Below are 20854 nucleotides of genomic sequence, written 5' to 3'. Positions count from 1 at the left end.
TGGCAGTAGGCTCCCGATCATGCTTGTCGCAGCCGCCGTCTGCCCCTGCCCGCCGCTCCTCGTGCCCGAGGTCGCCGCGGGGGCCGCTCCCGAACTGGACACCGCGCGCGCGGCGTGCACCGACGCGCTCGGCGTGCTCGCCGCCGCTCGCCCCGACCTGCTGGTGGTCGTCGGGCCCGCCGAGCAGAGCGGGCGCGGCACGTACCCGCAGGGCACGCCGGGTTCCTTCCGGGGCTTCGGCGTGGACGTGGACGTACGGCTGGGCGCGGGGGAGGCCCCTGTCTCCGGGCGGGTCCTTCCCCCCTCCCTCGCCGTCGCCGGATGGCTGCTGGAGCGCACCGGCTGGGCCGACGCCCCGATCGAGGGACTCGGCGTCGGGGAACCCCTCGCGCCCGAGCGCTGCATCGGGGTCGGACGGGACATCGCGACCCGGGCCGGACGGGTGGCGCTGCTGGTGATGGGCGACGCCAGCGCGTGCCGCACGCTCAAGGCTCCCGGCTACCTCGACGAGCGGGCGGCGCCCTTCGACGCCGAGGTCGCCCGTGCGCTGGGGGCGGCGGACGTGGCGGCCATCGAGGCACTGGACGCCGAGCTGGCGTACGAGCTGAAGGCCTCCGGCCGCGCGCCCTGGCAGGTCCTCGCCGGAGCGGCCGAGGGCGCGGGCCTGAGCGGGGCACTGCTCTACGACGACGCCCCGTACGGCGTCGGGTACCTGGTCGCCAGCTGGTCCTAGGCGTCGGCCGGGGGCGGAGACGACACGGCGGACGGCCGGGAGCGCTGGCGCTCCACGGCCGTCCGCCGATCCGTGTGCCGTTCAGGAAGCCGGTGGCGGGCCCTCCGGCCGGGTCGGGGTCGCGGCGTCGCCGGTCTCCGGACCCTCCTTGTGCGCCAGGCGGTCCATCGCGCCCTTCGCCTTGTCCGTACCGGCGTGGATCTTGTTGCTGTACTTGCCCTTGGTGTGGTCGTCCACGGCCTTGGCGGCCTTGTCGAGGCCGTGCTGGACCTTGTCGCCGTGCTGACGAGCGAGATCCGACACCTTGTCCTTGGCCGGGGCGAGCTTGGCCCTCACATTGTCCAAAAGACCCATGGTCCACCTTCCCTCACGGGGACAGTCATGTGCGGGCGCCCTCACCGGCCTCGCTGTCGGCGGCCTCGTCCGCGGACTGCTGCTTGGGGATCTCGGCGCCCTCGGCCGCGCCGGCCTCGGCGGCCTTCGACTCCGCCGCCTCGCCCTCGCGCCCGTCCTCGGCCGACCCCTTCGCCTCCGCCGCCCGCTCCGCTTCCTCCACCTCGGCCGCCTCCGGCTCGGTACCGGCCTGCGCCTCGGCGGCCGCCGCCTCCTGCGTCGCCTTCGACCTGCCGAGGAGCCGTGCAAAAACGCCCATATCCACTCCATACGTTACTCGTGCGGGCGAAATCCCGCGTCACACGGTGCGTCCATTTGCGCCACCCGGGTCACCGCGTCCAGCGACCGGCTGGCGGCACCTCGGTGCAACGACCCGGGATGCGTGTCGTCACGTAACTCGTTCGAGGCCTGCCCGTGAGGTTTGCGAGACTGGTGCGGTGAGCAGTGCACCCTCCGCCCCCCGCGTCATCGCCGTCGTCGGACCCACAGCGGCCGGAAAGTCCGATCTGGGCGTTTTCCTGGCCCAGCGACTCGACGGCGAGGTCGTCAACGCCGACTCCATGCAGCTCTACCGAGGGATGGACATCGGCACCGCCAAGCTGACGCCCGAGGAGCGCGGAGGCATCCCGCATCACCTGCTGGACATCTGGGATGTAACGGTCACCGCCTCCGTCGCCGAGTACCAGAAGCTGGCCCGCGCCCGGATCGACGCCCTGCTCGCCGAGGGCCGCTGGCCGATCCTGGTCGGCGGCTCCGGCCTGTACGTCCGCGGAGCCGTCGACAACCTGGAGTTCCCCGGCACCGACCCCGTGGTCAGGGCCCGCCTGGAGGAGGAGCTGGCACTGCGCGGCTCCGGGGCGCTGCACGCGCGCCTGGCCGCCGCCGACCCCGACGCCGCCCGCGCGATCCTGCCCAGCAACGGCCGCCGTATCGTCCGCGCCCTCGAAGTGATCGAGATCACCGGCCAGCCCTTCACGGCCAACCTCCCCGGCCACGACTCCGTCTACGACACCGTCCAGATCGGCGTCGACGTCGCCCGCCCCGAACTCGACGAGCGCATCGCGCGCCGCGTCGACCGGATGTGGGAGGCGGGCCTCGTCGACGAGGTGCGTGCCCTGGAGGCGCAGGGCCTGCGCGAGGGCATCACGGCCTCGCGCGCGCTGGGCTACCAGCAGGTGCTCGCGGCGCTCGCCGGGGAGTGCACCGAAGCGGAAGCGCGGGCCGAGACCGTACGCGCCACCAAGCGCTTCGCGCGCCGTCAGGATTCATGGTTCAGGCGGGATCCCCGGGTGCACTGGCTGAGTGGGGCCGTGGCGGACCGCGGGGAACTTCCGCGGCAGGCCCTGGCGTTGGTCGAACGACCGGTCACAGCCTGATCACGTCATGGCATCGGGATGCGCCGCCGGTCATCGGGGCCTGCGGTGCCGTGCCATCATCGTGCTTCGATCGACCAAGTGGAGTCCTAGTTGGGAGGGCGCGTGGCGATGGAGGCCGGCCCTCGCGACACCGCACAGAGTGCCGAGCACGTCACCACCGACGGTGACGCGCCGGACCAGCGCGAGGACCGTCTGAGCGAGCTGACCGACCTGACCGACGACGGGCCCGACGAGACCCCGGGCGGCGTGACCGCCGACGGGCCGGCGCCCGAGGAGATGTACGCGAGCGGTCCCGAGGTCGAGGTCGAGCTGCGCCCGCAGCGGCGGCTGCGCATCTGGCAGCTCGCACCCATCGTGGCCCTGGCCGCGGGCGGCTCCCTGATGTTCGCCTTCCCGCTCGCCTTCGACTTCGGCGACAGTGGCGCGGTGATCGCCATGCTCGGCCTGCTGATCTGCTCCTGCGCCGCAGGCTGGGGCATGATGGCCGCCCGCCGAGTGGGCTACACCTGGCCGGGCCTGCCGGCCCGGGGTTCGGGCCGCCGCCCGGACTGGCGGGTGGTGCTCGGGTACGTCCTGCTGGTGGCCGTGGTCGTGATTCTTGCCGTCTGGCGAGTAGCAAGGCTCCGCTGAAGCGCGCCCCTCAGGGACGCGGGGCTGTGTTCGATGTGCGGCTACCGCCGCGTGGGCGCGACCAGCCCCCACCGACCCGCAGCTCACCATGGACCTTCGCTTACGATCGAGGAATGAGCACGCGCACGCGGATCCCCTTCCTCAAGGGCCACGGCACCGAGAACGACTTCGTGATCGTCCCGGACCCCGAGAACACCCTCGACCTCACGCCGGAGGCCGTCGCCGCCCTGTGCGACCGCCGCGCCGGCATCGGCGGCGACGGGGTGCTGCACGTCGTACGGTCCGCCGCGCACCCGGAGGCCCGGGAGATGGCCGCCGAGGCGGAGTGGTTCATGGACTACCGCAACGGCGACGGCTCGATCGCGGAGATGTGCGGCAACGGCACCCGTGTGTTCGCCCGCTACCTCCAGCACGCCGGACATGTGACCGAAGGTGACCTCGCGATCGCCACGCGCGCGGGCGTCAAGAGCGTGCACATCGCCAAGACCGTGCCCGACAGCGGCTCCGCCGCGGGTGACGTCACCATCGGCATGGGCAGCGCCCGTCTCCCCGAAGGGGACGTCACGGTGAGCGTCGGCGAGCGCAGCTGGCCCGCACGCAACGTGAACATGGGCAACCCGCACGCCGTCGCCTTCGTCGAGGACCTCGCGCACGCCGGCACCCTGTACTCCCCGCCGCCCGTCAGCCCGGCCGCCGCCTACCCGGACGGGGTCAACGTCGAGTTCGTCGTCGACCGCGGCCCCCGCCACGTCGCGATGCGGGTGCACGAGCGCGGCTCCGGCGAGACCCGCTCCTGCGGCACGGGCGCGTGCGCGGTCGCCGTGGCCGCCGCCCGGCGCGACGGCGCCGACCCGGCCGTCACCGGCACGCCGGCGACGTACACCGTGGACGTGCCCGGCGGGCGCCTGGTCATCACCGAACGACCGGACGGCGAGATCGAGATGACCGGACCCGCCGTGATCGTCGCCGAGGGCGAGATCGACTCCGAGTGGCTGGAAAACGCGCTCCGCTGATCTGGGGAAACCGAGCAAAGAGCGGCTCCGGACGCCGGGTTCAGCGCTTTCCGGCGGCCGGGACCGTTCGAAACCGCGGCCGAGTGCAGGGCAGGTGGCGCAAACTCTAAACCTCCTCCGCGTCGCTCGATTGGGTGATCCGTTTCACGCTCGGCGAGAGGCGGTCAGTCGCACGTGGTGGGCTCGGTAGCATCAAGCACCGGCACGGACGGGGGAACGTCGCCATCCCTGAGCCGCGCATGCCCTGGGCTCCGTCCGCCGGTCGACGAGCCGGAGGTGCCCATGAGTGCGGAGGCCACGAACCCTGCGACCCCTGGCCCGGTAGCGCCCCCAGCGCCCGCAGTGGCCCGCAGGAAGTCCCGGGCCCGGATCGACCTGCGCAGGCTCGGCCGGGCCGCGCTGCTCGGCCCCGCCGCGCGCGGCAAGCTGCCCGACGCGATCAGCCACGTCGTCGAGGCGCACCGCGCCCACCACCCCGACGCGGACCTCGAACCCCTGCGCCGCGCCTACGTCCTGGCCGAGTCCTCGCACCGCGGCCAGATGCGCAAGAGCGGCGAGCCGTACATCACGCACCCGCTGGCCGTGACCCTGATCCTCGCCGAACTCGGCGCCGAGGCCACCACCTTGACGGCCTCTCTGCTCCACGACACCGTCGAGGACACCGATGTGACGCTGGACCAGGTACGGGAACAGTTCGGCGAGGAGGTGCGTTATCTGGTCGACGGCGTCACGAAGCTGGAGAAGGTCGACTACGGGGCGGCCGCCGAGCCCGAGACCTTCCGCAAGATGCTCGTGGCCACGGGCAGCGACGTGCGCGTGATGTCGATCAAACTCGCCGACCGCCTGCACAACATGCGCACCCTCGGCGTGATGCGCCCCGAGAAACAGGCGCGGATCGCCAAGGTCACCCGCGACGTCCTCATCCCGCTCGCCGAACGCCTCGGCGTGCAGGCCCTGAAGACCGAACTGGAAGACCTCGTCTTCGCCATCCTCCACCCCGAGGAGTACGAACACACCCGGGAACTCATCGCCGGGAACGCGGCCCGCCCCGACGACCCCCTCGCGGAGATCGCCGACGAGGTCCGCGGGGTGCTGCGCGAGGCCGACATCCCGGCCGAAGTCCTCATCCGCCCCCGCCACTTCGTCTCCGTCCACCGGGTGTCCCGCAAGCGCGGAGAACTGCGCGGCGCCGACTTCGGCCGCCTCCTGGTGCTCGTGAACGAGGACGCGGACTGTTACGGCGTCCTCGGCGAACTGCACACCTGTATGACGCCGGTCGTCTCGGAGTTCAAGGACTTCATCGCCGTACCGAAGTTCAACCTCTACCAGTCCCTGCACACCGCGGTCGCCCGCGCGGACGGCCAGGTCGCCGAAGTCCTCATCCGCACCCACCAGATGCACAAGGTCGCCGAGGCCGGCGTGGTCGCCCTCGGGAACCCGTACGCGCCCGGCTCCGAGGACCCGGCCGACGGCGAGCGTGCCGACCCCACCCGCCCCGGCTGGCTCTCCCGCCTCCTCGACTGGCAGGAGGCCGCGCCCGACCCGGACACCTTCTGGTCCACCCTGCGCGAGGACCTCGCCCAGGACCGCGAGATCACCGTCTTCCGGCCCGACGGCGGCACCCTGGGCCTGCCCGAGGGCGCGACCTGCGTGGACGCCGCCTACGCGCAGTACGGCGAGGACGCCCACGCCTGCATCGGCGCCCGCGTCAACGGCCGCCTGGCGACCCTCAGCACGGTCCTGAGGGACGGCGACACGGTCCAGCTCCTCATGGGCCAGGACCCGGCCTCCGAGCCCTCCCGCGAGTGGCTGGAGCACGCCCACACCCCGGCCGCCCGCATCGCCATCCAGCGCTGGCTGGCCACGCATCCGGCCGGGGGCGCGGAGAGCGGGACCGAGGGGGCGGACGGGACCACCGCGGCCGCGGCGAGCGGTGTGGAGGGCGAGACCGCCAGAGCCGGCGGGAGCACCGCGGGCACGGGAAGCGGCGCGGCCGCCCGATCCACCAGGACCGCTGGTGCCGATGGCGCCCCCGCGGTCCGCCCGCGCGGCGCCGACGTCCTGGTGGACCGCCCCGGGGCCGTGCCCGGCGCCGCCGTACGCCTCGCCGGATGCTGCACGCCCGTACCGCCCGACGAGATCACCGGCTTCGCCGTACGCGGGGGAGTGGTGACCGTGCACCGCGTGGGGTGCGCGGCGGTGGCGCACATGAAGAGCCGGGGGCGCGAGGAGATCGGCGTGCGCTGGGGGGACACCACCGCATGCCGGGTCACCCTGGTCGCTGAATCGTTCGGCCGCCCCCATCTGCTCGCCGACCTGACCGAGGCGATCGCCCTGCAGGGCGCCGAGATCGTCTCCGCGACCGTGGAACCGCCCAGCCAGCAGCGGGTGCGCCACACCTACACCCTCGAGCTGCCGGACGCGGCCCACCTCCCGGCCCTGATGCGCGCGATGCGCGACGTGCCCGGGGTGTACGACGTGAGCCGGGCCCAGCACCAGGCGCCGGCCACCTGAGCAGACGCCGGGCTTCCTGAAAAAGGCGGCCCGGACCAACCCGTTCGGGTGGGCCGGGCGCGCGTCGCCGCCGTGGAGCACGCGCGCGCTGGTAGCGGTGTTGCATGCCGCTCACCTCTCGCCCGCGCGTGAAACACCGGCCCCTCCGCCGCCGGAGGGCGGCCCTGCTCGCCGCCGCCGTCTCCGTCTGCCTCCTGGCCGCCGGCGCACCCGCCAAGCCCCTGGGCATCGGCGACCGCCTCTACCCGTACCTGGGCAACCCCGGATACGACGTGGCGTCGTACGACCTGTCCTTCACCTACCCCGGCACCAACGACAAGCCGCTGCAGGCCGTCACCACCATCGACGCCTGGACGACCAGCCGCCTGGACCGCGTCAACCTCGACTTCGCGCACGGCAAGGTCGAGTCCGTCGAGGTCGACGGTCACCCCGCCGGCTTCACCAGCGCGGGCGAGGACCTGGTCGTCACACCGGACAGCCCCCTGCACAAGGGGCGCTGGACCCGGATCACCGTCAAGCACACCAGTGATCCCGTCACCGGCAAGGACGAGGACGGCGGCTGGGTGCGCACCTCCGACGGCCTCGCCATGGCCAACCAGGCCGACGCCGCCCACCTGGTCTTCCCGTGCAACGACCACCCGTCCGACAAGGCCATGTTCACCTTCCACGTCACCGCCCCGAACGCCTACACCGCCGTGGCCAACGGCGCACCGGCCGGAGCGGACCGGGTCGGCGGCTCCACCACCTGGACCTACCGCACCCAGCACCCCATGGCCACCGAACTCGCCCAGGTGTCCATCGGCCGCTCCGCCGTCGCGCACCGCGAGGGACCGCACGGACTGCCCCTGCGGGACGTCGTGCCCAGCGCCGACCGCAAGGACCTCGAACCCTGGCTCGCGAAGACGCCCGACCAGATCGCCTGGATGGAGAGCAAGGTCGGCAAGTTCCCGTTCGAGACGTACGGCGTGCTCATGGCACAGGCCTCCACCGGGTTCGAGCTGGAGACGCAGACCCTCTCGCTCTTCGAGAAGAACCTGTTCACCGAGACCGCCTACCCCAAGTGGTACCTCGAGTCGATCATGGTGCACGAGCTGTCCCACCAGTGGTTCGGCGACAGCGTCAGCCCCCGCACCTGGTCCGACGTCTGGCTGAACGAGGGGCACGCCACCTGGTACGAGGCCCTCTACGCGGACGAGAAGGCGCACAAGCCCCTGGCGGACCGGATGAAGGCCGCCTACAGCGCCTCCGACCGCTGGCGCGACTCCGGCGGCCCGCCCGCCCGGCCCAAGCCGCCCGCGCCCGGCCAGAAGATCGGCATCTTCCGTCCCAACGTCTACGACGGCGCCGCGCTGGCGCTGTACGCCCTGCGCCAGGAGATCGGCGTGCGGGCCTTCGAGCGCCTGGAGAAGGCGTGGGTCAAGCAGTACCGGGACTCCAGCGCCTCCACCGCCGACTTCGTCCGCCTCGCCTCGACCGTCGCCGGCCGTGACCTGAGCGGCTTCCTCAAGGACTGGCTGTACGGCGAGAAGACCCCGCCGATGCCCGGCCACCCGGACTGGAAGACCATGAAGCCGGCCAAGGACGCCACGGACACCAAGAACGCCAAGAACACCGGGAACACCAGGAACACCAAGGGCCCGGCCCGGAAATAAGACGGTGACGAGACGTGCCGTGCCGTGCGACCATTTTCAGGTCGGCTTCAGGTCGGCGCGGCACGCCGCACGGGAATCTCCGGGAGTGCTCGCGCGTTCCCACTATGACCACCGAATCCGCATCCGCATCGACGTAAGGATCCAATGACCTCCTCTTCTTCCCCTTCCCAGGACACCAAGCGCCTCGCGCACGACTATCCCGAAGGTCTTCGGGCCGATGCCCTGATGGAAGAGGACGTCGCCTGGAGCCACGAGATCGACGGCGAGCGGGACGGCGACCAGTTCGACCGCACCGAGCGCGCGGCCCTGCGTCGCGTGGCGGGCCTCTCCACCGAGCTGGAGGACGTCACCGAGGTCGAGTACCGACAGCTCCGCCTGGAGCGGGTCGTGCTCGTCGGGGTGTGGACCACGGGCACCGCGCAGGACGCGGACAACTCCCTCGCGGAGCTGGCCGCCCTCGCCGAGACCGCGGGCGCGCTCGTGCTCGACGGCGTGATCCAGCGCCGCGACAAGCCCGACGCGGCCACCTACATCGGCTCCGGCAAGGCGCTGGAGCTGCGCGACATCGTCCTCGAAACGGGCGCTGACACCGTCATCTGCGACGGTGAGCTGAGCCCGGGCCAGCTGATCCAGCTGGAGGACGTCGTCAAGGTCAAGGTGATCGACCGTACGGCCCTGATCCTGGACATCTTCGCCCAGCACGCCAAGTCCCGAGAGGGCAAGGCGCAGGTCGCACTCGCGCAGATGCAGTACATGCTGCCGAGGCTCCGAGGCTGGGGTCAGTCGCTGTCGCGCCAGATGGGTGGCGGTCGCGGTGGCCTCGCCACCCGTGGCCCCGGTGAGACCAAGATCGAGACGGACCGGCGACGGATCCGCGAGAAGATGGCGAAGATGCGCCGGGAGATCGCGGAGATGAAGACCGGCCGCGAGATCAAGCGCCAGGAACGCCGGCGCCACAAGGTGCCGTCCGTCGCCATCGCGGGCTACACCAACGCCGGCAAGTCCTCCCTGCTCAACCGCCTCACGGGCGCGGGCGTCCTGGTCGAGAACGCCCTGTTCGCGACCCTGGACCCGACCGTCCGCCGCGCCGAGACCCCGAGCGGCCGCCTGTACACCCTGGCCGACACCGTGGGCTTCGTCCGGCACCTGCCGCACCACCTGGTCGAGGCGTTCCGCTCCACCATGGAGGAGGTCGGAGACTCCGACCTGATCCTGCACGTGGTCGACGGCTCGCACCCGGTGCCGGAGGAGCAGCTCGCCGCCGTGCGCGAGGTGATCCGGGACGTCGGCGCCACCGACGTGCCCGAGATCGTCGTGATCAACAAGGCCGACGCGGCCGACCCGCTGGTGCTCCAGCGGCTGCTGCGGAACGAGAAGCGCTCCATCGCGGTCTCGGCCCGCACCGGCCAGGGCATCGAGGAACTGCTCACCCTGATCGACACCGATCTGCCGCGGCCGTCCGTCGAGGTCGAGGCGCTCGTGCCGTACACGCACGGCAAGCTCGTCGCCCGCGCCCACACCGAGGGCGAGGTGATCTCCGAGGAGCACACCGCGGAGGGCACCCTGCTCAAGGTCCGGGTGCACGAGGAACTCGCCGCGGACCTCGCTCCGTACGTCCCGGCGCAGCTCGCCTGAGCCGCCTGGAACAGCCCGAAGGCCCGCCCCTTTCGCGAGGGGCGGGCCTTCGGTTTGCCGCGGGTCACCGACCGCCGTACGTCTTGCTCATGTTCTGGTAGAGCGCCTGCGCCTCCTGGCCCAGCTGCGGGCCGGCCAGCCAGGTGTTGTTCGTCGGGCCGATCGACGTGTTCGAGACCAGCTCCGTCTTGCCGTTCACCACGCGGAACCAGCCGCCGCCGGAGGAGCCGCCGGTCATCGTGCAGCCGATCCGGTACATCGTCGGCAGCGACGAGCTGAGCGACAGCCGGCCGGGCCGGTCGAGGCACTTGAACATCTTCAGCCCGTTGAACGGCGGCGCCGCCGGGTAGCCCCAGGCGCCCATGGTCGCCACCTCGGTCGCGGACGGCGCCGAGAAGTCGACGTCGAGGGCCGCCCCGACCGTCTCCTCCAGCGACTTCGCCCCGGACTCGGGCTTCACATGCAGCACCGCGTAGTCGTACGCCGCCCCCGCACCGCCCGTCTCCGAGCCGCCCTGGATCCACTCGTTCGAGGTCGAGGCCCAGTTCGCCCACCAGGTGCCGTACGGGGCGACCTCCGAGGTCGTCGCGTTCGCCAGCTCCGACTCCGGCTTGCCGAGGTCGTTGTACGACGGCACGAAGGCGATGTTGCGGTACCAGCCGCCGTTCTTGCCGGCGTGCACACAGTGGCCCGCCGTCCACACCAGGTTGGACTTGCCCGGGTGGTTGACGTCCTTGATCACCGTGCCGGAGCAGACCATCGCACCCTCGGGCGAGTCGAAGAAGACCTTGCCCACGGGGGCCGCGTTCCGGTGGTACGGCGTCTTCTCTGCCACGGCCCGCACCGGCTGCGGCTCCGGATCGCTGACGCCCTGGTCGGCGGCGGCGTCCTTGGTGGACAGCGTCTTGTTGGCCTCCTTGGCGGACTTCATCCGCTCCGGCTTCCACAGACCCTGGATCACCGGGTTGACGAAGTCCTTGGCCTCACTGAGCCACTTGTCCTTGTCCCAGTCCTTCCAGCCGCCGTTCTGCCACTTGTCGACATCGATGCCGTGCTCCTTGAGCTTGTCGGCGATGTCGTCCGGGATGTGGATCTTGCCGCCGTCGTCGGCGGCCTGGGAAGCGCCGGCGCCGGCCTGGCCGCTCGCCTTGCCGTCGTCGGAGCCGTTGCAGGCTGTGGCGGTGAGCGCCAGGACGGCGACGAGGCCGGTCGCGGCGAGAACGGTACGGCGACGGCCCACCGAGGACCTTCGTGCGGAACGCATGAGTGCGTAACCCCCCGTTGAAGCATGTGATGACATCCCACTATGCCCGTGGGACTGGGGACGGACGGCGGCGAGACGGTGAAGGTTCCTGTGAGAGGCCTCGCCGCCGCCCATGCCCGGGCTGTGCCCGCGGGCCTACTGCCCCGCGAACTTCTTGCTGACCGAGTCGTACACGCCCTTGGCCACCTCACCCAGCCGGGGACCCGCCAGCCAGCCCGAAGTCACCGGGCCGATGGACGTGTTGGACACCAGCGCCGGCTTGCCGTCCGCGCCCGTCTCCACCCAGCCGCCGCCGGAGGAGCCACCGGTCATCGTGCAGCCGATGCGGTACATCGTCGGGTCCGACTTGTTGATCGACAGCCGGCCCGGCTTGTCCTGGCACTGGTACGCCAGCTGACCGTCGTACGGAGCCGCTGCCGGGTAGCCGGTCGCCGTGATGCTGTTGACCTTCGGCACGGCCGGGGCGTTGAAGTTCACCGGAAGCGCGCCGCCGACCGTCTCCTCCAGTGACTTGCCGGCATTGCCCTGCTCCGGCGTCACATGGATCACGGAGAAGTCGTAGGAGGCACCGTTGCCGCCGGTCTCGCCGCCCTGGTCGATCCACTGCTGGGACGTCTTCGCCGCATCGGCCCACCAGACGCCGTACGGCGCGACCTGCTCCCGGGTGGCGTTCTGCAGCTGGTCGGCCGACTTGCCCGCGTTGTTGTACGACGGCACGAAGGCGATGTTGCGGTACCAGCCGCCGTTCTTGCCGGCGTGCACGCAGTGGCCCGCCGTCCAGATGAGGTTGGACTTGCCCGGGTGCGCCGGGTCCTCGACGACCGTCGCCGAGCAGACCATGGTGCCCTCGGGGGAGTCGAAGAACACCTTGCCCGACGTGGCCGCGTTGGTGTGGTACGGCGGCCTGACCGCCTGTGCCTTCACCGGCGCCGGCGTCGGGTCCGTCACGCCCTGGTCACCGGAGATGTCGTTGTCGTCGACACCCTTGTCCGGGTCGTTGGCGTCCCGCATCCGGTCCGGGTCCCACAGGCCCTTGATGATCGGGTTGATGAAGTCGTTGGCCTCGCGCAGCCAGTCGTCCCTGTTCCAGTTCTTCCAGGCGCCGTTCTTCCACTTGTCGATGTCGATCCCGTGCTTCTTGAGCTTGTCCTTGATGTCGTCCGGGATCTGGATCTTTCCGTCGCCGGCCCCGTTCGCCGTCGCACTGACGGTCGGCTTGCCGTCGGCGTGGTCGTCACCGTCGCCGTTGCAGGCGGTGGCGGTCAGCGCCAGCGCCGAAGCGAGGGCGACCGTCGCCAGCACGGGGGAGGTTCTGCGGGACGCGCCCCTCCCTCGGCGAACGGTGAACGACGGCCGTATGGATCGCATGCTCTTGACTCCCCCTGCTGTAAAGGAACTCGGCGCTTCGGCCCCGACACCGGCCAGGAACTCATGGGGAGTTCACGCCGGTCTCACGGCCCTCTGGGAACGGGACCACACACTATGCGCTCGCTGTGGGGGACTTCCGACGGAAGCGCAACAGTTCCGTCACGGCAAGGATCTTGAGGCAACCCGTAACCCGCAGGCCGGTGAGCTGTTGGTAGCGGTGGGGATCCTGCTGCCTGTGCCCGGTCCCCGTGGATCAACTCGCCTCTGGACAGCGGGGAGGACAGCGAGCCGTGGCCGTGACCGAGTCGGTGGCTGAAGGCGCTCACGGGGGAGCGCGTGCCGTGCACGAGGGGATCCTCAGGCGCCAGTCGGCGCGTGAATCCGCGGCGCGCACCTACGCACGGGCCCTGCCCATCGTGCCCGTGCGGGCCCGGGGGCTGACCATCGAGGGCGCCGACGGCCGCCGCTACCTGGACTGCCTCTCCGGCGCCGGAACCCTCGCCCTCGGTCACAACCACCCGGTCGTGCTGGAAGCCATCCGCCGCGTCCTCGAATCCGGCGCCCCGCTCTCCGTCCTCGACCTGGCGACCCCCGTCAAGGACGCCTTCATCACCGAGCTGTTCCGCACCCTGCCGCCCGGGCTCGCCGACCGCGCCCGCGTCCAGTTCTGCGGACCGGCCGGCACCGACGCGGTCGAGGCCGCCTTCAAACTGGTCCGGGCCGCGACCGGGCGCACCGGCATGCTCGCCTTCACCGGCGCCTACCACGGCATGACGTCCGGCGCCCTGGCCGCCTCCGGCGGCGCCGGCGACGTACGGGTCGCCCGCCTGCCGTACCCGCAGGACTACCGCTGTCCGTTCGGTGTCGGCGGCCCGCCCGGCGCCGAACTCGCCGCCCGCTGGACCGAGTCCCTCCTCGACGACCCCAAGTCGGGCGTGCCCCTGCCCGCCGGGATGATCCTCGAACCCGTCCAGGGCGAGGGCGGGGTGATCCCGGCACCGGACGACTGGCTGCGCCGCATCCGGCAGATCACGGCCGACCGGTCCGTCCCGCTGATCGCCGACGAGATCCAGACCGGTGTCGGCCGGACCGGCGCCTTCTGGGGCGTCGGGCACAGCGGTGTCACGCCCGACGTCATGGTGCTGTCCAAGGCCATCGGCGGCAGCCTCCCGCTGGCCGTGGTCGTCTACCGCGACGACCTCGACGTCTGGCAACCCGGCGCCCACGCGGGCACCTTCCGCGGCAACCAGCTCGCCATGGCCGCGGGCACCGCCACCCTGGCCCACGTCCGGAAGAACGGCCTCGCCGAGCGAGCCGCCGCCCTCGGCACCCGGATGCTGTCCCAACTGCGGCAACTCCAGTCGGAATTCCCCTGCGTGGGCGACGTCCGCGGCCGCGGCCTGATGATCGGGGTCGAGCTGGTGGACCCCGAGGGCGATGGGACCGGGCCGGGCCGCAGCCCCTCCGCCGGCGACCACCGCAGGGCACTGAGCGGGCTGGAACCCACCCGCACGCCTCGCCCCGCCGACCCCGAACTCGCCCAGGCCGTCCAGCGGGAGTGCCTCCACCGCGGCCTCATCGTGGAGCTGGGCGGCCGCCACGACAGTGTCGTACGGCTCCTTCCGCCGCTGACCATCAGCGACGAACAGGCGGCAGCCGTGCTGGACCGCCTGACCGACGCCGTCGCCGCGGCGGCCCGCCATCAGCAGGACCGCGGCCGCCGTCAGCGACAGCAGGACGGCCCGGCCCAGGGCACCGGCTAGAAACCGCACAGCGGAGGCCACACCGCCGAAGCCGGAGAGCCCACCACGGCCTGCACCACACCCCCTCACCACCGCACCTCCGTCCAGCCCGTCCCGTCCCGCACCGTCATCCCCCTCACCACCCGACAGACACCCCGACCACGCCCGCACGCCCCGCCCCGCACGGCCCCGTCAGCGCCACCAGGACGCCCCCACCGACCACGGCACGACGACCGAGCGGACCCGACCGAACAAGAACCACCCCGCACCACCCCAGATCAGCCCCGAGGAGCCGTCTTGAACGCCACCCCCACACCCGACGGCTGGTCCGGCAGCCCCGACGACCAGGGGGACTCCGGCGCCCAGCCCTCTCCCGTGCCACTCGCCGAGTCGGTTCCCCCGCAGAAGCGGCGCACCCCGGACGCCACGCGGGCAGGAGAGCCCGGCGCCGATCCGCTGGACGATCCCGACCCCCGCACCGCAGCCCAGGCCGCCGCCGTGGAGAGCCTCCTGCGCTGCTGGGTACGGGAGACGAACCTCGCCGCCCCCGCCACCAACACCCTGCGCATCCCGCTGCCCGCCAGCGGCACCGCCCTGACGGCAGCGATCCGCCACTGGTCCCCGACGGGCTGGCACCGCTTCGGACCACCCCGTCTCGCCGGCGCCCCCGAAACGGCCCCACCCGTCGACGCGGTCACCCTCGCGGCCCTGCTCGCCAGGGAGACACCCGGGGACATGGAGGGCAACAGCACCTCGAAGCCCACGGCTGCCGACGGGGGCGCCGACCTGGTCGCCAGGGTGGCCGACTCGCTGCGCCGCACCGCGGTCTTCGTCCGCGACCGCCGCGCACGCCCGGCGGACGGCCCCGACCTGTTCCTCAGCGCCGAGCAGGCCCTTCTCCTCGGACACCCCCTGCACCCGACCCCGAAGAGCCGGGAGGGCCTGACCGAGGCCGAAGCCCGGCTGTACTCACCGGAACTGCGCGGCTCCTTCCCCCTGCACTGGATGGCTGTCGCCCCCTCTCTGCTCGCGACCGACTCGGCCTGGACCGAGCGCGGCCGACCCGTCCCCGCCGACCACCTCGCGGAACGACTCGCCGGGACCGCCCTGCCCCTGCCCGACGGCTACTCCGCCCTCCCCCTGCACCCCTGGCAGGCACGGGAGATCCGGCACCGTGAGCCGGTCGCTGCCCTGCTCGACTCCGGCGCCCTGCGCGACCTCGGTCCGCTCGGCTCGCCCTGGCACCCCACCTCCTCCGTACGCACCGTCCACCGGTCCGGCGCCCCCGCGATGCTCAAGCTGTCGCTGGGCCTGCGCATCACCAACTCCCGTCGTGAGAACCTGCGCAAGGAACTCCACCGCGGAGTCGAGGTGCACCGGCTGCTGCGCAGTGGCCTGTCCAAGCAGTGGCAGGCCGTGCACCCCGGCTTCGACATCGTCCGTGACCCGGCCTGGCTCGCCGTCGACGACCCGGACGGCCGCCCCGTGCCCGGACTCGACGTCGTGATCAGGCACAACCCGTTCGCCCCGGCCGACGACGTCGGTTGCGTCGCCGGTCTCGTCTCGCCCCGGCCCCTCGCCGAACCCGGCACCGACGCCTCGCCGACGCACGGCGCCTGGCCCCAACGGTCCCGCCTGGCCCAGCTCGTCGCACGGCTGTCCGCACGCACCGGCCGGCCCGTCGGAGCCGTCGCCGCGGAGTGGTTCCTGCGCTACCTCGAGCAGGTCGTCCGGCCCGTGCTGTGGCTGGACAGCGAGGCCGGCATCGCCCTGGAGGCCCACCAGCAGAACACGCTCCTCCTGCTCGACCGCCACGGCTGGCCCGCCGGCGGCCGCTACCGCGACAACCAGGGCTACTACTTCCGCGAGTCCCGGCGAGCCGACCTCGATGCCCGGCTGCCCGGCATCGGCGAGTGCAGCGACACGTTCGTCTCCGACGAGGTCACCGACGAACGCTTCGCGTACTACCTCGCCATCAACAACGTGCTCGGTCTGATCGGCGCGCTCGGCTCCCAGCGCCTCGCCGACGAGCGACTGCTCCTCGCGGCGTTCCGCCGCTTCCTCACCGACGTCGCCTCGGGCCCCGTCGCCCCGCGCTCCACGCTGCCCGGCCTCCTGCTCGACTCACCCGTCCTGCGCTGCAAGGCCAACCTGCTGACCAGGCTGCACGGCCTCGACGAACTCGTCGGCCCGGTCGACACCCAGTCCGTCTACGTCACCATCGCCAACCCCCTTCACTCCTGAACGAACCGCACTGTCTTCCGTCATCTCCGAGGACCATGACTCCCTTCGTCTCCTGAGAGGAGCGCAACCGTGCTTCCCACCGACGCGAGCACCGGCACCCCCTTCGGGGACGGCGAGGACACGCTGGACCTGCGCCTGCCCGAAGAGTTCGTCGCCCAGTTCGCGGGGGCGCGCCTCGCCGAGGCCCTGGACGACCTGCTCGACCATGTCTCCACCTGGGGGCCGATCCCCACCCCCGTGGGCAGGTTCCAGCTGGTGCCGGTACGCGTCGAGCACGACCTGCCGCTCATCCAGCGCTGGATGAACGACCCCGTCGTCGCCCCGTTCTGGGAGCTGGCCGGGCCCCACAACGAGACGGAGAGCCATCTGCGCGCCCAACTCGACGGGGACGGACGCAGCACGCCGTGTCTGGGAGTGCTGGACGGCACGCCCATGAGCTACTGGGAGATCTACCGGGCGGACCTGGATCCACTGGCCCGCCACTACCCGGCCCGTCCGCACGACACCGGGCTCCACCTCCTCATCGGCAGCGCCGCCGACCGAGGGCGCGGACTGGGATCCGCCCTCCTCAGAGCCGTAGCCGATCTGGTCCTCGACCGCCGCCCCGCCTGCGCTCGTGTCATCGCGGAGCCCGATCTTCGCAACACCCCCTCCGTGGCCGCCTTCCTGAGCGCCGGCTTTCGGTACGCGGCCGAGGTCGACCTGCCCGGCAAGCGGGCCGCCCTCATGATCCGGGACCGAGTCCTGCGCGGTCTCATGTAACGCGATGTGACGACGCGTTCACATGTTGTACGTCCGGCGGGCTGCGGACGTTCCCGCTCGCCGGAACGAATTTCGGAGCCCGTCCCGTCCCCGTCCCGTCCCCGTCCCATCCCGTCCCAGGAGTCCCGGCAGTGATCCCACCCCTCGCACCAGCCTTGACCGTCCGTTTGTCAGTGCCGGGCCGTAGGGTGGTCGGGCTATGACGAAGCCCTCACTCCCCGAACTCCTGCATGCCGCTGTCGCAGCCGTCGGCGGTACGGAGCGCCCCGGCCAGGTGACCATGGCCGAAGCGGTCGCCGAGGCGATCGACGACGGATCCCATCTGCTGGTCCAGGCCGGCACCGGCACCGGAAAGTCGCTGGGCTATCTCGTGCCCGCGCTCGCGCACGGGGAGCGTGTGGTCGTCGCCACGGCCACACTCGCGCTGCAGCGCCAGCTCGTGGAACGCGACCTGCCCCGCACCGTCGACGCCCTGCACCCGCTGCTGCGCCGTCGCCCGGAGTTCGCCATGCTCAAGGGCAGGTCGAACTACCTCTGCCTGCACCGCCTGCACGAGGGCGTGCCGCAGGACGAGGAGGACGGGCTCTTCGACCAGTTCGAGGCCGCCGCGCCCACCAGCAAGCTGGGCCAGGACCTGCTGCGCCTGCGGGACTGGGCCGACGAGACCGAGACCGGCGACCGGGACGACCTCACGCCGGGCGTCTCCGACCGTGCCTGGGCCCAGGTGTCGGTGTCTTCACGGGAGTGCCTCGGCGCGTCGAAGTGCGCCTACGGGGCCGAGTGCTTCGCGGAGATGGCCCGCGAGCGTGCCAAGCTCGCCGAGGTCGTCGTCACGAACCACGCGCTTCTGGCCATCGACGCCATCGAGGGTGCTCCGGTTCTGCCGCAGCACGAGGTGCTGATCGTGGACGAGGCGCACGAACTGGTCTCCCGTGTCACCGGCGTCGCCACCGGCGAGCTCACGCCCGGCCAGGTCAACCGTGCCGTGCGCCGAGCCGCCAAGCTCGTCAACGAGAAGGCCGCCGACCAGCTCCAGACCGCCGCCGAGGGCTTCGAGCGGGTCATGGAGCTGGCCCTGCCGGGCCGTCTGGAGGAGACCCCGGAAGACCTCGGCTATGCCCTGATGGCGCTGCGGGACGCGGCCCGTACGGTCATCTCCGCGATCGGCGCGACCCGCGACAAGTCCGTCCAGGACGAGGACGCGGTCCGCAAGCAGGCGCTGGCGTCGGTGGAGACGGTGCACGACGTGGCGGAGCGGGTCCTGAACGGCTCCGAGTGGGACGTCGTCTGGTACGAGCGCCACGACCGCTTCGGCGCCTCCCTGTGTGTCGCCCCCATGTCGGTCTCCGGGCTGCTCCGGGAGAAGCTCTTCGCGGACCGCAGTGTCGTCCTCGCCTCGGCGACCCTCAAGCTGGGTGGCGACTTCAACGGCGTCGGCGCCTCCCTGGGGCTGGGGCCCGAGGGCGTGGACGGCGAGGATCTCCCGGCCTGGAAGGGCATCGACGTCGGCTCGCCCTTCGACTACCCGAAGCAGGGCATCCTCTACGTCGCCAAGCACCTCGCCCGCCCCGCACGGGACGGCGAGCGCACCGACATGCTCGACGAACTGACCGAGCTGATCAAGGCGGCCGGCGGACGCACCCTTGGACTGTTCTCGTCGATGCGGGCCGCCCAGCTCGCCGCCGAGGAGCTGCGCTCCCGGATCCCCGAGTTCCCGATCCTGCTCCAGGGCGAGGAGACCCTCGGTGAGCTGATCAAGAACTTCGCAGCGGATCCCAAGACCTGTCTTTTCGGCACGCTGTCGCTGTGGCAGGGCGTCGATGTCCCGGGCCCCAGCTGTCAGCTGGTCGTCATGGACAAGATCCCGTTCCCGCGCCCCGACGACCCGCTGATGAGCGCCCGCCAGAAGGCGGTGGAGGACGCGGGTGGCAACGGCTTCATGGCGGTGGCCGCGACGCATGCGGCCCTGCTCATGGCCCAGGGGGCCGGCCGTCTCGTACGGGCCTCCGGGGACCGTGGTGTGGTCGCCGTGCTCGACCAGCGGCTGGCCACCGCGCGGTACGGCGGCTACCTCAAGGCGTCACTGCCCGACTTCTGGTCCACCACGGACCGTAATCAGGTCCGCAAGTCACTCGCGGCGATCGACGCGGCCGCGAAGCAGACGGAAGCCTGAGAGAGGTCTCCCACCTGGGCAGCCAGGCCCAGGTGGGCTGGACGGCGGCTCTGGGCCGAACGCACAGGGCCCCGGAACCGGCGCAGGGGTTCCGGGGCCCGGTCAGGGAGCGGGCCCGCCCGGCCCGCCCGCCGCAGCCGTCACACGCGCCGCAGCACGGCGACGACCTTGCCGAGGATGGTCGCGTCGTCGCCAGGGATCGGCTCGTAGGCCGAGTTGTGCGGGAGGAGCCAGACGTGGCCGTCCTCGCGCTTGAAGCGCTTGACGGTGGCTTCGCCCTCGAGCATGGCCGCCACGATGTCGCCGTTCTCGGCGACCGGCTGGCGGCGGACGGTGACCCAGTCGCCGTCACAGATCGCCGCCTCGATCATGGAGTCGCCGACGACCTTGAGGACGAACAGTTCGCCGTCACCGACGAGCTGCCGGGGGAGGGGGAACACGTCCTCGACCGACTCCTCCGCGAGGATCGGGCCACCGGCGGCGATACGGCCGACCAGCGGGACGTACGACGCGGCGGGCTTGCCCGCGGTGTCCGTGGGCTGCACGGTCACGGCCTGGTCGGAGCCGCGCACCTCGTACGCGCGCGGGCGGTGCGGGTCACGGCGCAGGAAGCCCTTGCGCTCCAGCGCCATCAGCTGGTGCGCGACCGAGGACGTGCTGGAGAGCCCGACGGCCTGGCCGATCTCGCGCATCGACGGCGGGTAACCGCGCCGCTGCACGGAGTCCCTGATGACCTCGATCACCCGGCGCTGCCGGTCGGTGAGTCCGGAGCTGTCCGCCCGGATGCCTGGAGGTCGGCCCGGCAGGGAGCGCTTGTGTCCCTCAGGATTCGTGGCTTCGTTCATCGCATGTACCGGCTCGACTCGGCCCTGGGAGCGGTCCTGGGCAGTGATGGTGGCACTGTCTGCGGTGGTGGTCACGTCGGCCCCTCTCGATGGTCTCCCTGCTGGACAACGGTAGTTGCTTTCGAAAGGTTGCGCCAAACACACGTTCGAGTGAAAAAGTGCGATTCGCCTGACGCGATCATGTGTCCGGGTGTATGGCCAACGCGACCTCTGGCAGACAAAAGCGCCCATTGTTGTACGCTTCACCGCCGGGGTGGATCACCTCGTGGGTTGCTTCCCCAGTCTGCCACCCGGAGCCCCGTCAACCGGGATCCGGGTCCCATCTGCGCCGGAGTCCTACGCGTCCTCCGTGCGGCGCCCACGCTATCTCCGTAAGTGTCCCGGCGGCACGTCCGTGCGCGCGTGTTTTCACAGGTGGCGGGGTGACTCCGCCGTACAGACGTGTACGCGTGCGACACGCGCGAGCTGTCGATGTATCAGCCAATCCCCACATCTAGTGGTTGGATTGCT

The 20854-nt window shown here is 71.7% G+C and carries 16 protein-coding genes; 11 read left to right on the top strand and 5 right to left on the bottom strand.

Annotation, left to right across the window (positions count from 1 at the left end; genetic code table 11):
* The first annotated feature begins 19 nt into the window (after positions 1-19).
* Positions 20-733, top strand: a complete 714-nt coding sequence (locus BEK98_RS12150; RefSeq protein ID WP_094216464.1) for a class III extradiol dioxygenase subunit B-like domain-containing protein — start codon at positions 20-22, stop codon at positions 731-733.
* Between the two features lie 81 nt (positions 734-814).
* On the opposite strand, the gene BEK98_RS12145 is transcribed toward BEK98_RS12150, so the two are convergent.
* Both BEK98_RS12145 and BEK98_RS48955 read right to left on the bottom strand, forming a co-directional pair.
* Positions 815-1087: an antitoxin gene (locus BEK98_RS12145; protein WP_094216463.1), complete on the bottom strand. Its 273-nt coding sequence runs from the start codon at positions 1085-1087 to the stop codon at positions 815-817.
* Positions 1088-1112: 25 nt separating this feature from the next.
* Positions 1113-1385 (bottom strand): hypothetical protein, encoded by a 273-nt coding sequence (locus tag BEK98_RS48955; RefSeq protein WP_167444142.1) that lies wholly within the window; start codon positions 1383-1385, stop codon positions 1113-1115.
* Positions 1386-1563: 178 nt separating this feature from the next.
* Here BEK98_RS48955 and miaA point away from each other — a divergent pair, with 178 nt between their 5' ends.
* From miaA to hflX, 6 genes are all read left to right on the top strand, one after another.
* A complete protein-coding gene (gene miaA, locus BEK98_RS12135) occupies positions 1564-2502 on the top strand; it encodes a tRNA (adenosine(37)-N6)-dimethylallyltransferase MiaA (RefSeq protein ID WP_094216461.1) in 939 nt (312 codons plus the stop codon).
* Positions 2503-2610: 108 nt separating this feature from the next.
* Positions 2611-3132, top strand: coding sequence for a hypothetical protein (locus tag BEK98_RS12130; protein ID WP_094216460.1), 522 nt, complete (start codon positions 2611-2613; stop codon positions 3130-3132).
* A gap of 113 nt (positions 3133-3245) precedes the next feature.
* Positions 3246-4145 carry a diaminopimelate epimerase gene (gene dapF, locus BEK98_RS12125; RefSeq protein ID WP_094216459.1) on the top strand — a complete coding sequence of 300 codons (900 nt, stop codon included), beginning with the start codon at positions 3246-3248 and terminating at the stop codon, positions 4143-4145.
* Positions 4146-4427: 282 nt separating this feature from the next.
* Positions 4428-6659, top strand: coding sequence for a RelA/SpoT family protein (locus tag BEK98_RS12120; protein WP_094216458.1), 2232 nt, complete (start codon positions 4428-4430; stop codon positions 6657-6659).
* Positions 6660-6763: 104 nt separating this feature from the next.
* Positions 6764-8311, top strand: a complete 1548-nt coding sequence (locus tag BEK98_RS12115; RefSeq protein WP_094216457.1) for a M1 family metallopeptidase — start codon at positions 6764-6766, stop codon at positions 8309-8311.
* Positions 8312-8455: 144 nt separating this feature from the next.
* Positions 8456-9946 carry a GTPase HflX gene (gene hflX, locus BEK98_RS12110; RefSeq protein ID WP_094216456.1) on the top strand — a complete coding sequence of 497 codons (1491 nt, stop codon included), beginning with the start codon at positions 8456-8458 and terminating at the stop codon, positions 9944-9946.
* A 64-nt stretch (positions 9947-10010) separates the two neighbouring features.
* Here the strand turns inward: hflX and BEK98_RS12105 are convergent, their stop codons facing one another.
* Positions 10011-11210 (bottom strand): trypsin-like serine peptidase, encoded by a 1200-nt coding sequence (locus tag BEK98_RS12105; protein ID WP_094216455.1) that lies wholly within the window; start codon positions 11208-11210, stop codon positions 10011-10013.
* 135 nt (positions 11211-11345) lie between these two features.
* Positions 11346-12578, bottom strand: coding sequence for a trypsin-like serine peptidase (locus BEK98_RS12100; protein WP_094216454.1), 1233 nt, complete (start codon positions 12576-12578; stop codon positions 11346-11348).
* Between the two features lie 290 nt (positions 12579-12868).
* Between BEK98_RS12100 and BEK98_RS12095 the strand changes: the two genes are divergently transcribed.
* From BEK98_RS12095 to BEK98_RS12080, 4 genes are all read left to right on the top strand, one after another.
* Positions 12869-14341, top strand: coding sequence for a diaminobutyrate--2-oxoglutarate transaminase family protein (locus tag BEK98_RS12095; protein ID WP_208643084.1), 1473 nt, complete (start codon positions 12869-12871; stop codon positions 14339-14341).
* A gap of 276 nt (positions 14342-14617) precedes the next feature.
* Entirely contained in the window at positions 14618-16564 is a 1947-nt protein-coding gene (locus BEK98_RS12090) for an IucA/IucC family protein (protein ID WP_094216452.1), read from the top strand.
* Positions 16565-16633: 69 nt separating this feature from the next.
* A complete protein-coding gene (locus BEK98_RS12085) occupies positions 16634-17326 on the top strand; it encodes a GNAT family N-acetyltransferase (protein ID WP_094216451.1) in 693 nt (230 codons plus the stop codon).
* Between the two features lie 199 nt (positions 17327-17525).
* Complete coding sequence (locus BEK98_RS12080; protein WP_094216450.1) at positions 17526-19499, top strand: ATP-dependent DNA helicase; 1974 nt, start codon at positions 17526-17528, stop codon at positions 19497-19499.
* Between the two features lie 140 nt (positions 19500-19639).
* Here the strand turns inward: BEK98_RS12080 and lexA are convergent, their stop codons facing one another.
* On the bottom strand, positions 19640-20419 hold the full coding sequence (gene lexA, locus BEK98_RS12075; protein ID WP_094216449.1) for a transcriptional repressor LexA: 780 nt from the start codon (positions 20417-20419) through the stop codon (positions 19640-19642).
* Positions 20420-20854 lie beyond the last annotated feature (435 nt).

Source organism: Streptomyces diastatochromogenes (assembly GCF_002242805.1).
GTDB classification, from domain to species: Bacteria; Actinomycetota; Actinomycetes; order Streptomycetales; family Streptomycetaceae; genus Streptomyces; species Streptomyces diastatochromogenes.
Note: the sequence above shows the minus strand (reverse complement) of the source record. Positions and strands in the feature narration are given on the sequence as shown.